Consider the following 15478-nt stretch of genomic DNA (forward strand, 5'->3'; position numbering starts at 1 on the left):
ACCCACTGACTGGCGAGCCGTATGCGGGAGAACCGCACGTACGGTTCTGAGGGAGGGGAGTCCGGCTCAACCGGACTTCCCTACCCCTATCAGGTTGAGTGGCTTCGAAACCACCGTTCAGCGAATGCGACGAATCAAGCAATTCGAGGAAGACCGGTTTGCTGATTCGTCCTGCTCGCCAATCCAACACATTTCCTTGTGAGTCGCAAACGATGGTGACCGGCGGACCTTGAACGGCGTAAGTCGCCATGACCTCCGCGTTTTCCGGATCGCCCACGTCGATTGCTACCGGAACAAACTCCGCATTGACCAATTCCTTCACCTGCAAATCGGCCCAAACTTGACGCTTCATGACCCGGCAGGGAACACACCAGTTGGCAGTGAAATAGAGAAGAATCGGTTTGTCAGCCTTGGCTGCTTGCTGCTTCGCCGAGGCGTAGTCATTTGCCCAAGCAATCTCGTTCGCGGGAACGTAGAAGCAATGCCAAGCATAGCCCAGCGACACCACAAGAAATGTCAGCCAGAAGCAACGCCAAAAATGAAACAGGGGCTTTGGCTGCGGGCTTGGATCCATCGATTCAACGGGCGGAAGGTCCGATTTGGTGTCGTTCATGATTGTTCTCGATTGACGGTCGGGTAAGTCCTCTACCTGACCCCCGCCATTTTCCCTCGCTGCCCGACACCGATTTTCAAAAAAAGATCTTTCACGCATTGCCGATTCAGATCCGCCCGCAGTTCAGCGAACAAATCGTCGCCGCACTCCGCCCGATTTCGAAGGAGAATCGTGGGCGAATCGGAAGCAGGCGACGAGACATGGAGCATCGTTCCGCTCTGGCGGTCCAAAACTCGGTGCACCGGCGCGTGCAAAAGATAGCTCCGAAACTCGCTTCGGTCCCCGCCACCACGTGCCATTCGTAGACTGCATTAGACACTGAAGTTTGTCCAACCTCCGTCGGTTTGATGTTGCCTGAACTCACTTCGGTCAATGAGCTGGGGGGCAAGACCACTCTAGCGGCGTGTCATTTTCTGTACCTATATCGAACTCCAATTGGATGGGCATTCGGATGATCGAAGTCAACACTTTTAGGCGTCAATGGCAAGCGAAACTACCGAGCAGAACCCCGATTGATGTTGACCGATGAAGATGCGTTGACAAGGCTGTTTACTAGATGTCGTTCAGGAAAATTTCTGCGGCGTTGCTTGTGCGGGTTTCAATAACGTTTCGGTCCCATCTCTCGTATGCGAGGACTTCAACGCTTCGTGGATAGTCCGTCACCCTTGCCTCCAAATACTTGGCTTTTTTTCGAGCCAAATCGAAATTCCCTGCCGACGAGTTCTTGCTTTTGCTCAAGAGGACCAGATTGCCAATTGAATTGACATACTCGTGCATGGAGTCTGCATCATTCCACTCAAGCCAATCACTCCCCGACGCAGGATTTTGCGGAAGCACATGCTCAATTGACTTGGCATCAAAAAGCTTTAGCACATCGAACTCGCACGATAGTAGTTCCAGCTTTAGCAACGCGTATTTGGCAAACCCGGCGCCGTAGATTTTGCCAGCGGATAAAGCCTCAATAATGGCGTCACGATTGTACGGCATTTCACTCAATACGCCCTCGGCATTCGTTGCCGTGTCAATGGCCCCTAATAGCCTGGCATAGACGGCAAATCGCTCATCCTTTCGAACGCCGAGTACCCATTGTTCCAAGTAGATCTTTTCTATCCTCTGGAGAAAGGATAGAATCGCGTCCTCGTCGTCAAAACGCTTGGCAAATTCCATTAAACACGCTCGCCACTCAGACGCAGGAAACTCCTTGTCCATTACGTAGAGTAGTGAAATGAACTTGCGACCTTGGACAGATTGATCGGACACAAAGTCTCGATCGACAAATAGTGCAGCGTAAATCTTCGAATAACAGAACACCAAGTCAAAAAACGATTCTCCCTGCTGCAGTTTTCTCGCTTTGAAGATTCGTTTTTCGAACTCCTTGAGAAGATCTTGTTGGGGCTTGTCCTTTAGTAGGATGAGCCGAATATGGTGAAAGACACTCTCAAAACGTTTTTCCCCAAGTTCCTTCTCCAGTTCCTCCCATCTTTGTGCAAGACGACTCCTGACAGTGTCCTTCGATATAACATCTGGTGCAATGTTGAGTGATTTCAATACATCAATTCTGCGCAGTTGTTTGCCACGATCATTTACAATAGTAAAGAGACGAAATGCGTCATCGAAGGTGGTTGCGGCGAGACAGATCACGACGCACTTTTGATTGATGAATTCAATGAGTAATTGCCTGTCTCGCTCCGAAAGATCTTCAATCTTCTCTCGGAAGACTTTAACAGCGCGAGCATACCGCCACTCCGGTTCCGGAAGATCTTTCTCACGCAGTTCCTGCGTAGTACCGTTAAGAGCCACCACGAATTTATTGAATATTTCTCGATCCTTTACTTCAAGGCGGATCTTCCTTGGGATGTCGTCGACAACGTCAGGCTCTTGCACAATCTTTTTTTGAATTCCGTTTTTGTGTTGTTCCGACTCAACTAAATCTCGAAGACAAGCAAGCAAAATTAGCAGCGAAGTCAGTCGCTGCTGACCGTCAACGATGTCGTGGTTGCCTTGATCATCTTTTCTTTGGAGAACGATGGTTCCTAAGAAATACTCTTGTTCTCGAGAGGCTTCGATTAAGTCCGAGATCAGGTCGTGAAAATGATCGTCTTCCCAAGAGAATGGTCGTTGGTAGTCCGGAACTCGAAAAAAGAAATCGCGGCTTAACAGCTTCCCGATCTGTAGTGTCTCTCCCTTTAAATCTTGCATTTTTGTTTCATCACTCGTTGTTACGCGGCAGACCTAGCTTTGGAGTACTACCAGTTTACCGGATGGCTCAGTAACGAATAGCTCCAATTAACCTTGGGTGTGCAATCGACCTAACAATGCCAAATTTTGCTTGTCCTTCGTTGATTTATTCTGGTTGAGCATCTGGTGGGCTGCGAAGTCCCGGAGGTGGGCGCAAACGCCTACTTGGTTAGACGAAGATCTTTAACCTGCCCGAGTGGCCGCACTGGAACTCAAGATGCATTTGGTTGGCCGAAACCGCTGCTGGTTCTTCGCTGCTCAAACGCACCGCGGTTGCATCGTCCGCTACCTCGAAGCGTTCGGCCGAAGTTGCTTCGATGTCTCGAAAGCGGAGACACCGACGCGCTGAAACAATTGCCAGGAACCTGCTCCGGTGGCCAATACCGGTGCGTGCGAGATCACGTGGGTTTGGGTGCGGAGGTGTGTTTGACCGACGCGGAGTTGGGTGGATGGGAATCCGCCTGGGCTGGTGCAACTCCGCAAGATGAAAATGCTCTCACGACATCCAAACCGAAACGATGATGAACAGGAGAGCAGCGAGGGCGAATGTGAACATCAGCCCTCCACAGCCAATGGAACTGTCGGATCCGCTCACATCGCCGAAAAGATCGAAGTCGTCTAGCAAGGTGCGGACTCATTGGTGGGTGGAGCGAAAGGCCGAAGTCCGTGAAGGCTGTTTTATTTTAAGCAGGTACGCAGGTGTCATCGGGTATGTGAGCCGTTTGGCGTTAGCCACGGTTCCCACGCAAAACCGGGGCTAACGCCCAAACGGCTCACAAGGTGAAACCCAATCATTCCTGCTTACCTGCTTCACCCGCAACAGGTCGGCAAATGTCTTTCGGCATTTGAAATGTCTTGGCAAGCGTGGTTGCTTCCACGTCCAACCGGGGCGAACGCTGGACTGCCAAATGTTTGGTGTTGACGCGGAAGATGCGTTGTTGGTTTCTGTTCTTTCCTCCGCCCCAACGGGGCAGATCTAAGATAGCCCCAGGCATCGCCTGGGGTTTCGTTACGGAGATTCCGACACAAGCCCCAACGGGGCGGCCCTAAGAAAGACTCCCCAAAACCCGCTAGGACCGCCCCGTTGGGGCTTTGTAATCTTGGTCCCGCCAAACCCAGGGCGTTGCCCTGGGCTGGCGTAGGGCTGCCCCGTTGGGGCGAAGTCGAGGAGCAAAACCTCCGCAGCTTAAAACGCTGTCAACGCCAAACATTTCGCAGTCCAGGCTATCGCCCAAGCGGCATCACATGCTGATGCCCGAACATTCCTGCCGATCTGCTCAAACAGTTGACGGGGTCGCTGCCGACGAGAAGAGGCCCGCAGAAGGACTGTCTTGTCAGACTGATTCGACTGATCTTCCCACCTGGAAGTTGGGCAAACCAACCTGAAGAACCATTCGTCAAACTCTTCCCGATAAGGAACCATTCGGAAACAACTTCGGGATTCAAAAGGTAGTGGAAGGGCGCGAGCCCTCCGGTGACACACCGGGCGGTTCGCGCCGCTCCGCTACAGCCGAACTTGATTCCGAACGGTTCCTTACGGCACCGCTATCGCGCGCGGGAACCCGCGGCTGGTTTTCACTCCCCGAAGTCAAAGCGTTTCGTATCTTCCGACTGGCCTTCGACCGGTTTGTCCTCGGCTGCTTTGGATCCATGTTGGCTGTGGAGGATCATCCGTCGACATTCTGGACAAAGCGAGTCCAAATCACTCGGCCAATTTCCTACGGAGTCAACGCGATGCGTTGGTTCCAGGAAATGAAAGAGACGACGACACTGCTGGCAATTGTTGAACGGCATCCTTTCATTGTAGCGGGCCGCTCACTACTTCAACCGGATCAGGACTTCGTTGCGACGCAGAGCCGCGGGAGTGAAGGGCGGATCGTAGGAAGCGGCTTCGACTCCGCTAGTGTTGTTCGACTCATCGTCTTCGTTGACGGCTGCGGTCAGACCCTTGGTCTCCATCCAGGCTCGTAGTTTGGCTTCGGATTCCTTGGCGAGCTTTTTGTCCAACTTGCCGGGGAATCGGAGCACGGCAAAGCGTCCGCCGGCTCGTTTGCGGACATCGACGTTGGGACCGGTTGGTGAGGGAACGCCTTCGACCGCGACTTCCTTGGGCATCACAAATCCCATCTGGACTTCGGAATCGGCTTGGTCGTTTTCCATGAAGACGGGAGTCGTCATGGAGATCTTTTGCTCGGCTTCGTTGGCTCCCGAGATGTAGCGAAAGAGCTTCATGAAGCTGCCGTCTCGGCCTTGAGCATCGATCTTGGTTTTCGTTGCGACCAGCATCAGATCGGGATACTCGCGGATTTCGAACTCGCCGTCGGACTCGATGACTTTGTATTCCGCCGATTCGTAACCCGCTCGCGTGGTTCGGCTCAGCAGGAACACTCCGCCGGTGACCAAAACGGCGATCGTTGCGACAGTCATGATTTTTCGACGGGACATCGGATTGCCTTTTGTCTGCGCTGGTTGATGGCGACAGATCGGAAAGCGAATCGTCGGCCAATGAACGATAGATGGCTGGCTAGTTCGATCGAATCGAGCTCGTTCAACACGGGAGGCTACCCCCTAACGTTTTTCGCGATTCCGCGAAGCATGACGGGGAAGACGAGGCCGTGCAGCGGCAACACCGCGTACCAATAGGCGAGTCCCAGCAAGCCCTTGGGACGGAACCTTGCGGTCATGACGACTTGTGTTGTTTCTGCCCCGGACGGTTCCAACTGGAAGTCGAGTTCCGCTTCGCCGGGCAGCTTCATTTCGGCTCGCAAGGTCAGGCGTTCGTTGGGAACCAGTTTCGTGACTCGCCAAAAGTCGACCGCTTCGCCGTAATGCAAATCACGCGGATGGCGGCGGCCTCGTCGTAGACCGGGACCGCCGATCGCTTGATCCATCCAACCGCGAACTTGCCAGAGGAAACCGGCGCCCCAGTATCCATTGGCTCCGCCGATCGATCGAATCTCCGCGAAGGTTTGCTCCACAGAACCTTCGACCGTGATTTCGCGACGGTCGGTCAACGTCGTTCCCCCGGACCAGTCTGGATCGCCCGGGATTTTGCCCGCGGTGGACCAGCGTGTTTCGATATCGCCTTGTTGCGTTTTACCCAACGCGGCTTCGATCGCGGCTTCGATGCCCAGGCATTCACCAGGCATCAATCGCACCGCGTCATCATTCCGGCACACGGTGCGGTTCTTCAATCCTTCGGCGAGTGGTCGGGCGATGCTGCTGCTGACCGGCGTCACCAAACCGATCCAGAGGCTGCTGAGGTAAGGAGTCAAATCGGGAACCGGCAAAATGATTCGGCGACGCAGTTTCAGCTTCTCCGCCATCACCTGCATGACATTGCGATACGACATGACGTCGGGGCCGCCGATGTCCAAGGTCTTGCCGGCCGTTTCGTCCACATCCAAACAAGCGACGAGGTAGCGAAGGACGTCACGAATCGCGACGGGCTGGGTTTCGGTTTTGACCCACTTGGGAGTGACCATGATCGGCAAACGTTCCACCAAGTATCGCAGCGTTTCAAAGGATGCGGACCCGGAACCGATGATCATCGCGGCGCGGAACACGGTGGTGGGCACCCGGCCGGATTGCAGGATTTCTCCGACTTCGTGTCGACTGTCGAGGTGTTCGGAAAGGTCCGCACCCAACTCGCCCAGCCCACCGAGGTAGATGATTCGTCGACACGAAGATTCCTGGGCGATGTCTCGGAAACCGGTCGCTAGCTCACGGTCTCGCTGAGCGTATTCACCCTTGGCGGACTGCATGGAATGAACGAGGTAGTATGCCACATCGATGTTCTCGAGAGCACGTCGAGTGGCCTCGGTGTCTTCCAGTTCGCCTTGGACGACGGTGAGTCGCTCGTGTTGTCCCCAAGAAAACTTGGTCAGCTTTTCGGGACTTCGTACGAGGCAAGTCACCTGGTAGCCCTCTTCCAGCAACCGTCTGGCCAGGCGTCCTCCGACATAGCCGGTGGCACCGCAAACCAGGATGCGTTCGTTGCGAGAAGCAGATTCCGACATGAACTGAACCGGGTTCAGGAGACTGGAGTTTGTGCGTTGTGACGTGCGATTCTTTTCGCCGCAGTTTGTTCGCGGCCGTCAACGCTCTGCAGAAAGGTTAGCAACGCGTGAACAATCAGTGACGATGTTAGCGGTGTGGCGCAAGCCGCCCGGTGAGGAACCGGAGGGCTCGCGCCCTTCCGCTACATCACTTATTGTTCACGCGTTGCTTCGCGGGAGGAACAGGTGGCGACATGGTTCATCCACAGAAAGGATCCGCCGGTTGCCGGGGAGTTGGCACGGGCTTTGCGAAGTTGGCTGACCATGTGCCGCTCGTCGGCGTCTGAATCGCCGCCAGCCTCCTACTGTTCTACGATGGATCTTCTCGCTCACCTCGATCGTTGCTTCGGGTTCCAATCCTTTCGTCACGGTCAACGCGAGGCTTGCGAGTCGATTGTGGCTGGCAAGGACACGATTGTGTTGATGCCAACCGGGGCTGGCAAAAGTCTGTGTTACCAACTGCCTGGCATTTTTCGCGATGGAGTGACGTTGGTGGTCAGCCCGTTGATATCGCTCGCGAAAGATCAGGCGGAACATCTGAAGGAGGCTGGTCAGCCAACGGTCGTGCTCAACAGCACCCGGACGGCGAAACAGATCGAGTCCGCTCGTTCAAAGATCTCGGCGGGAGAGGTCAAGTTCGTTCTCACGACGCCGGAACGACTTCAGAAAACCGACATCTGCGAATTGCTCGCGGGCGTGGGAGTTGGTTTGATGGTGGTCGATGAGGCTCATTGCGTCAGTCAATGGGGGCACGACTTTCGTCCGGACTATTTGTGCTTGCCATCCATTCGCGAGCGGTTGGGCAATCCGCCGCTGGCCGCGCTCACCGCAACCGCTTCGGAACGGACACTCGATGAAGTGCGATGCTCGCTGCGTTTGAACGATCCAACCATTGTTCGAACCGGAATCGACCGACCCAACCTTCGAATCGAAGTCGTTCGCTGCTACTCGGCGGAGGACAAGTTGAAGGAATTGCATCGTGCTCTCGAGATCGAGGGCATGCTGGAACGCACCGAGCCAGCGATTGTCTATTGCGGAACGACCAAGACGGCTGACCAGTTGGCGAAATCATTCGGTGGATTGTGCTACCACGGCAAAATGCGAAAGGCCGAGCGTGCGGAAGCCCAAGAGCAGTTCATGAATGGTCGCCCGAGCGTGATGTTTGCGACCAACGCATTTGGATTGGGAATCGACAAGCAGGACCTCCGACAAGTCATCCATGTTGAGTTGCCGGGTTCGTTGGAGTCGTACTATCAAGAGATGGGACGAGCCGGGCGAGATGGCAAGCGATCGCGTTGCACGCTGTTGTATGACCCGTCCGATGTGGATCTGCGGAAGATGTTTGCGGGCGGGATGATGGAGGCGAGCAAGATCATGACGGCGCATCACACGCTGGTTCGCGGAGTCAACGAGATTGGCAAAGACGGCGAGGTGGCTTTGTCGAAGCTGGCCCCGATCAGTCCGCTCGGCCGCGTCACGTTGAAGAACTGTTTTCAGTTGTTGTCGTCTCGCGGCATCGTTGCTCCCGCCGGACGAGGTCGATGGCGTTTGATTGTCGAAGAACTCGAGCACCGTATGGCTGATCGGCTGGAGGAAGCGACTCGGGTGAGATCCGAGGATCGCCAGGTGGCGCTACGTGAGATGGTGGAGTTTGCCGAGTCGTCCAGGTGCCGGTGGCAATCGCTTCGTGAACACTTTGGCGTCAGCGAAACGACGGGCTCGGATTGTCTGTGCGATCAGTGTGGAACTGTCGCGTCCGCGAGTGCTTGAGGGGCTGGTGGGAGACGCGTTGAAACCGGCGGCCGGTTTTCTTTTGCAGCTGCCATTGTGCGGTTGGCTGGAACGGCATATAGGCATTGTCCAAACACTTCTCAACCCAGGTGTTGTGGTCTTCCAACACGAAGGCCGCAGCCGCTTCCGCCAGTCCAGTTCATGAAACGTTCCCACGACTCGCTTCAAGGTTTTTTGCATCTGCTTCGGGCACTCATTCGTGAGCCGTCTGTTGTGGGCGTGGAGGACGCGTTCTTTCGGGTGCTGCGCCGCGAGTTGGAAGAGTTTCCGGTGACGATCACTCGCTACCACGGGCTGCTGGTGGCGCAAGGAGACGAACCGGAAAGCAACTATCTCTCCGCTCACGTCGATCGTCATGGATTGCTGTGCACCGGGCCGCGTGAGTTCCAATACGCGGCGTTCATTGCCGGGAACCGCGGGGAGCTGAATGGGGATTCGATTTCGGAGCAGTTCATGGAGTTGATCGCCGGCCGTTTTCGCGGCCAACGTGTGCAGGCTCACACGCCCTACGCGGGATCTTATCTCGGTCAAGGCACGATCACGGAATCCTTCATTTGCCCGCGCCGAAAGAACTTGATCTTCGACATCGATGGGTTGGACTTCCTTCAACCAGGAACACCCGTTTCTTTTGTCGATCGACTGAGAGAAGACGACGGGCAGATCTCAGCCCAGCTCGACAACGTCGTATCGGTCGCGATCTTGATCGAGATGATTCGTCGCGGTTTTCGTGGGACGGCGTTCTTCACGGCTGGCGAAGAATGCGGGCGGAGCTATCGATACGTTGCGGAGTGGTTCCAGCGATTTGATTTGAAGACTCAGCGGTTGGTCGTGTTGGACACCAGTCCCTTTCCAACCCAAGAAGACTTGAACGCACAAGAAGTGGTGCTTCGCAATCGCGACTCGGTGGCCGAGTTTGAGCCCACCGTGACAACCGAACTAAGAGAGATCTGCGATCAATTGAAGGTGACGCATCGATTCAAAGACGAATACGTGACTGAGATGAACAAGACTCGCGAAAAGCAAAGCTCGATCGGACGGACGGAGCTTGGACGATTGATCGACGCGACGAATGGCGAGGTCACCGGAACAACGTTGCAGTTGCCAACTTCGTCCTATCACACCCAAACCGAAACAGCCAACCTGTCCAGTGTCGAGGCGGTCTTGAAAGTCTTGACTCGGCTGACGGGTGCGGATCTGAAATCGTGAGATTTGTTTGGGAGCACCAGCCATCTCACTGATCGTTTGTCATTTGAGTTCGCAGTTGCTCGAAACGTTGTTTCTCAGGCAAGAGCCTTGAGCGAATTTCTCGGTTGATTTGCCAAATGGCCAGTCCCATGCAAATCGCAAAGGCGGGACCAAAGACGAGGTACAGCAAGTATCGTCGGGCGGGATCGATGATGAACAGGGCGATGATCAGTCCCAACACGTTTGGGACGGCGAACCACCAAACAAAGTTGCGCATTTGAGAGATGCGGTCATCGAGGCCATCGATCGATTTGTCGATCAACCCCCGCAAGGATTGTTCAAAGCCAAGGTGGCGATGTTGGCGATCCCTTCGCCATTTGAATAGCCAGCCGGCGGCAGCGAGACATACGATGCCAGGAAGGATCAAAACCAGATCGTGTCCCTGCAAAACGGGATCACGAAAGAACATCACGGCGACAAACAACAGCGTTGCGATCATGACTCCATCCGTGATGGCGGTGAGGCGTCGCAGCGATTGTTCTTTTTCGACCACCGCAAGCAGAATGCTTTCACGCTCGAGCGATTCTTTGGTCGCGGCTTGGGAGTTCCAAATCAGTTGAATTTCGTCAAAGTTCATTGGTGGTTTCCTGGTCGAGGAGCGAGGACAAATGTTTCTTGATGCGGTGCAGGCGGACGCCAACGTTGGTCACTGAAAGACCGAGTGTTTCGGCGATGTCACGGTGCTGGATTCCGTCGAGCATCATCAAGGCGAGCGAACGATCGATGGGATTCAGTTCGGCAATCTTTTCGTACAACCAATCCACGCGAGGATCCGGGTTGGGCTCGTTCGCGATCGGTTCTTCGGCAAGTGTTTGTCGCTTTTCGCGATGCTTGGAATCTTTGCGAGTCCAGCTGATGGCGGTGTACAACGCGACTCGGTAGATCCAGGTGGACTCGGCGACATCGGGGTTCAGGTTTGGAATCGAACGCCAAAGCTGCAATCCAATTTCCTGCAACAGGTCGTCTTGGTCATGTCGGTTGCGAGCGAAAGAACGAGCGACTTTGAGCAACAAGCCTTGATGTTTCTCCAGCCAAACCTGGAGCTGTCGTTCCTGCTGGCGTGGATTCATAAGAGATCATGGAAAGCGAGTGAGAGACTTGGTGACTCTGATGAACTAGTCGCGAGTGAGTGGCGGGATCTTACAAAGAAGAGCAGACTCCCCTCAATTTTTGAACGTTTTCCGGGGGACGAGAGCCGTGGTAGGGAAAGCTTCCGTATCGTCGACGCGAATCTTGAAACGCGGAGATGCGGAGGAGCGGAGTTTCGCGGAGATTGAGGGGAGAGTGTATTGAATCGGTGGTGTTTGAGAGGGAATCAAATGAAGTTGGCCGATGTGGTCATTGGTGGAGCGATCGAAGTGCTTCGTTGGCTTGGTCTTCTTTGCGTTTGATGAATCTAAATGCTTGCTGCTCAACAATTTTCACGAAGCAAAGTTCTTCGACGGTCTACATCGCATCGTCAAGCGATACGGAGGTGGCAAACCGAGTTGATCGCTGACCTCTCTCCGCGAAGCTCCGCCCCTCCGCATCTCCGCGTTTTAAATTACCCGCTGGTTTGGAATGTCGTCATTGGATGACGATTCGGGCCAGCCGCCCGGAGGAAAAAGCTTGCCGTCTTTCCGATGGGTGGGTTGGAATCTTTGACCTCCGACCAATTGCAACGGGGCGAGCTTGATCGATGCGAATCTTGAAACGCGGAGTGGCGGTGGAGCGGAGCTTCGCGGAGATTGGAGTGAGAGCGTTTCGAGCCATTGGAGATTGAGATGGAACCGAATGATGTGACTGACGTAATCATTGGAGCCGCGATCGAAGTGCATCGCCGACTCGGCCCGGGGCTCTTGGAGCATGTCTATCGGCGTTGCCTGGCCTACGAGCTTCGAAAGCGAGGCTTGGCGGTTGTGGAAGAGAAACCGGTCGCAATTGATTACGACGATCTGCACGAACCGTGTGCTTTTCGAGCTGATCTATTGGTGGAGGAACTGGTCGTCGTTGAACTCAAAGCGAAAACTCAAATCCACCCCATCGATAAAACGCAGACTCTGTCTTACCTGCGTTTAATGAATCTCAATGTTGGGCTGCTCATCAATTTTCACGAAGCAAAGTTGATCGACGGTCTGCATCGCATCGTCAACCGATACGGCGGCCCCAAACCAAGTTGACGCTCACCTCTCTCGGCGACCCTCCGCTCCTCCGTTTCTCCGCGTTTAAAGTTGCCTGCTGGTTTGGAATATCGTCATTGCATGGCCATTCGTGGATGACGATTCGGGCCAGCCGCCTGGAGGCAAGCATTGCCGTCTTTCCGAAGGGCGTGTTGGAATCTTTTACGGCCGATCAATTGGAACGTGGTGTTTTTGATCGACGCGAATCTTGAAACGCGGAGTGACGGAGGAGCGAAGCTTCGCGGAGTTGGGGTAGGAGCGTTTCGAGCTGGTGGGAATTGAGATGGAATCGAATGACGTGACTAACGTAATCATTGGAGCCGCGATCGAAGTGTATCGTTGGCTTGTTCTATTTGCGTTTGATGAATCTGGACGCTTGCTGCTCATCAATTTTCATGAAGCAAAGTTGATCGACGGTCTGCATCGCATCGTCAACCGATACGGCGGCGCAAAACCGAGTGGATGACGCACCTCTCTCCGCGAAACTCCGCTCCTCCGTTTCTCCGCGTTTAAAGTTGCCCGCTGGTTTGGAATGCCGTCATTGCGTGACCATGCGTGGATGACGATTCGGGCCAGCCGCCCGGAGGCAAACATTGCCGTCTTTCCGAAGGGCGTGTTGGGATTTTTTACGGCCGATCAATTGGAACGTTGTGTTGTTGATCGACGCGTCTATTGAAACGCGGAGAAACGGAGGAGCGGAGCTTCGCGGAGTTGGGGTAGGAACGTTTCGAGCTGGTGGAAATTGAGATGGAACCGAATCAAGTGACTGATGCAATCGTTGGTGCAGCGATCGAAGTTCATTTCCGACTTGGTCTCATCTGCTTTTGATGAATTTTGATGTTGCCTGCTCATTAATGTTTGCAAAGCGAAATTGAGCGATAGCCAATGTTGTCAACCGATACGCGGGCCCAAGCCAAGTTGACGCTCACCTCTCTCCGCGAAGCTCCGCTCCTCCGTCACTCCGCGTTTCAATGCTTCTGTGTCCGCTTGCGTAGTTGACGTTGAGTTTGCGGGTTGTTTGGGAGGGACTGCCACCACTCCGCAGCCACGCTCATGTTGAGCGGGTCTTGTTGTCGGCGAAATCAAAATGATGCCGATGAAGCGTGTGACCCCTACGATAGGAATCACTGGAATGCTCAAAATGAACCGTTCGACCCATGTCAGTCTTTCATCCCGTTCGCGTCGCTTACGACGAAACATCATTCGGGGGTTGGTCGCAGGTTGTTTGACATTCGCCACGCCTTTGGCCGTCCAATCCGCAGACATTGAGGTCGTGAACACAGACGACAACGGAGACGGGTCGCTCCGTCAGGCGATCGCCAATGCCGAAGCGGGTGACCGGATTGTTTTCAACATTGCCGGAGGTGGCACAATCAACTTGGCGTCTGATCTACCGGAAATCACCGACAACCTCTCATTCGCAAATCAGAACGTGGCGGCCGTCATTATTGATCGCCAAGGAAGGGCACCTCTCTCTGTGACAGGAGGCATCATCGATTTGGGTGAGTTGCAGGTCATGAATTCCGGTGGTGGACTTGTCGTTGACATTGAACTTTCCACGGCAGCCACATTGATTGGCAACGATGAACAAATCACTGCCAACGTGCAGGCAGCAGGGACCATCGCTCCAGGTGACAGCAGTGCCGCGGGCAGCATCGGTGAGCTGATCATCGATGGAGATCTGGATGCGAGTGATGCGACCATTCAGGTTGATGTGAACGGTGCCGGATCTCCAAACGATCTGGTTCAAGTCAGCGGGAACGGGACGGTGACCGACGCGACGCTGAGGCCCAACTTCATGGGCTCCAACTATTCGATCGGAGATACCTTCACCGTGTTCACTGCGGGGACTGGTTTAACGGGAACGCTGGCCAATTCTGCCGATGTGTTTCAGCTGTCTTCGAATCCATTCTTGGAAGCCATCATCAACTCCAATCCAAACGACCTGCAGTTGTTGATTCAAGACAACGGCGAATCCTTCACGACGGTCCTTCAGGGTTGCGGGCAAATGGGGGCGGTCACCGAGATCGATCGATTGAGGACCGCGGGGACCGTGCCTCAAATGAACGCGATCAGCAGTTTGCGGAACAGTTCAACGTTAGAAATCAACCAAGCGGTGGGACAGTTGGCAGGTGCGATCTATCCATCTCTGGTGGACGCGGAGATCAACGAAGTTCACAACAGTATGAACGGGATTCGCGATCGAGTGCTGTTGCAGCAAACGGATCTCGGCACGAGCGGTCATTGGTCACCCTGGGTTCGTGGCTATGGCATGACGTTGGACACCGGCGGCGACGCTTGTATGGCGGAAGGCTATCGCCGAACGGTCGGCGGGATCGAACTGGGGACAGGATATCTGGCCGCTTCCGGTCTTGGGGTGCATGGCTTTGCACAGTTGGGCGCTTGCGACACGGAGATGAATTCGCTTGGTCAAGGTGCGGACACGGATTCGTATCGCTTCGGCGGAACCGTGCAATATGTCGGCGACTATTTATACGGGTTTGGCTCGGGAGGGTTTGGCATACAAGAGCATTCGATTGATCGTTCCATGTCAGTTTTGCAACCTGGAACCACCGCAACCAGTGAGTCGGATGGTACCGCCCAATTCGCCTCGGTGGAGTTGGGCACCGTTCACCGAAGTGAGGATTGGTTGTGGTTGTCGTTTGTTTCGTTGCAGGGTGTGCAAGCGGACTTGGATGGCGAAACGGAATCGGGAGATTCTGATTTCAGGTTGACTGCCAGCGACGTGGACGGCGAGTCATTGCGAAGCATGGTGGGGGTCTCTTTGGCGGGAACGAATCAAACCGGGCTCGGGCCCGCGACCACGCAGCTGCGATTTGGTTGGCTGCATGAGTTCCTGGATGACCAGCAGTCGGGAATCAATGCAGTTCAGGCTGTCGCTCCTGTCGACTTTTTGGCGCAAAGTGCGGACACGGGCCGCGATTGGTTGTCGCTGGGGGCTCAGCTTGATTGGGGGTTTGTGCTGGGCGGTCAGTTCACGCTGGCTTACCAAGGCAACCTGAATAGCGACTCGACGTTCCAAAGTGGCATGGTCGGAACTCGCTGGATTTGGTGAGCGGTGACTTGGGCAGGTGGCTGGCACCTTCCGATGGCACTGGACTGCTGATCAATTTTCACGAAGCAAAGTTGATGGACGGTCTACATCGCATCGTCAACCGATACGGAGGAGGCAAACCGAGTTGATCGCTGACCTCTCTCCGCGAAGCTCCGCTCCTCCGTATCTCCGCGTTTAAAGTTGCCCGCTAGTTTGGAATGTAGTCATTACGTGACCATTCGTGGATGACGATTCGGGCCAGCCGCCTGGAGGCAAACATTGCCGTCTTTCCGAAGAGTTGGTTGGGATTTTTGATGGC

11 protein-coding genes are annotated in these 15478 nt (G+C 54.7%); 5 read left to right on the top strand and 6 right to left on the bottom strand.

Going from position 1 to position 15478, the window contains the following annotated elements; all coding sequences use genetic code 11:
• The 4 genes from CEE69_RS26505 to CEE69_RS26535 all read right to left on the bottom strand — a co-directional run.
• Positions 1-613 (bottom strand): thioredoxin family protein (locus tag CEE69_RS26505; RefSeq protein WP_099263601.1); only part of this gene is annotated, 613 nt, incomplete at its 3' end.
• 552 nt (positions 614-1165) lie between these two features.
• On the bottom strand, positions 1166-2812 hold the full coding sequence (locus CEE69_RS26515; protein WP_099263602.1) for a DUF262 domain-containing protein: 1647 nt from the start codon (positions 2810-2812) through the stop codon (positions 1166-1168).
• Between the two features lie 1857 nt (positions 2813-4669).
• Entirely contained in the window at positions 4670-5296 is a 627-nt protein-coding gene (locus CEE69_RS26530; protein ID WP_099263605.1) for an SOUL family heme-binding protein, read from the bottom strand.
• A 116-nt stretch (positions 5297-5412) separates the two neighbouring features.
• A complete protein-coding gene (locus tag CEE69_RS26535) occupies positions 5413-6870 on the bottom strand; it encodes an SDR family oxidoreductase (protein ID WP_099263606.1) in 1458 nt (485 codons plus the stop codon).
• Between the two features lie 354 nt (positions 6871-7224).
• Here CEE69_RS26535 and CEE69_RS26545 point away from each other — a divergent pair, with 354 nt between their 5' ends.
• Together CEE69_RS26545 and CEE69_RS26550 are read left to right on the top strand one after the other, a co-directional pair.
• A complete protein-coding gene (locus tag CEE69_RS26545; protein WP_099263607.1) occupies positions 7225-8679 on the top strand; it encodes a RecQ family ATP-dependent DNA helicase in 1455 nt (484 codons plus the stop codon).
• Between the two features lie 162 nt (positions 8680-8841).
• Entirely contained in the window at positions 8842-9906 is a 1065-nt protein-coding gene (locus CEE69_RS26550) for a zinc-binding metallopeptidase family protein (RefSeq protein ID WP_099263608.1), read from the top strand.
• A gap of 25 nt (positions 9907-9931) precedes the next feature.
• On the opposite strand, the gene CEE69_RS26555 is transcribed toward CEE69_RS26550, so the two are convergent.
• Both CEE69_RS26555 and CEE69_RS26560 read right to left on the bottom strand, forming a co-directional pair.
• Positions 9932-10522 carry a hypothetical protein gene (locus CEE69_RS26555; RefSeq protein WP_099263609.1) on the bottom strand — a complete coding sequence of 197 codons (591 nt, stop codon included), beginning with the start codon at positions 10520-10522 and terminating at the stop codon, positions 9932-9934.
• The gene (locus CEE69_RS26560) at positions 10512-11015 is read right to left on the bottom strand and encodes an RNA polymerase sigma factor (protein WP_099263610.1); all 504 of its coding nucleotides are present in this window, start codon (positions 11013-11015) and stop codon (positions 10512-10514) included. The genes CEE69_RS26555 and CEE69_RS26560 overlap by 11 nt, the downstream gene beginning before the upstream one ends.
• Positions 11016-11723: 708 nt before the next feature.
• Here CEE69_RS26560 and CEE69_RS26570 point away from each other — a divergent pair.
• From CEE69_RS26570 to CEE69_RS26585, 3 genes are all read left to right on the top strand, one after another.
• Positions 11724-12104, top strand: a complete 381-nt coding sequence (locus CEE69_RS26570) for a GxxExxY protein (RefSeq protein ID WP_233215672.1) — start codon at positions 11724-11726, stop codon at positions 12102-12104.
• 298 nt (positions 12105-12402) lie between these two features.
• Entirely contained in the window at positions 12403-12570 is a 168-nt protein-coding gene (locus CEE69_RS26575; protein WP_233215673.1) for a hypothetical protein, read from the top strand.
• Positions 12571-13236: 666 nt separating this feature from the next.
• Complete coding sequence (locus CEE69_RS26585; protein ID WP_099263614.1) at positions 13237-15180, top strand: autotransporter family protein; 1944 nt, start codon at positions 13237-13239, stop codon at positions 15178-15180.
• Positions 15181-15478 lie beyond the last annotated feature (298 nt).

It is taken from the genome of Rhodopirellula bahusiensis (assembly GCF_002727185.1).
Classification (GTDB): Bacteria; Planctomycetota; Planctomycetia; order Pirellulales; family Pirellulaceae; genus Rhodopirellula; species Rhodopirellula bahusiensis.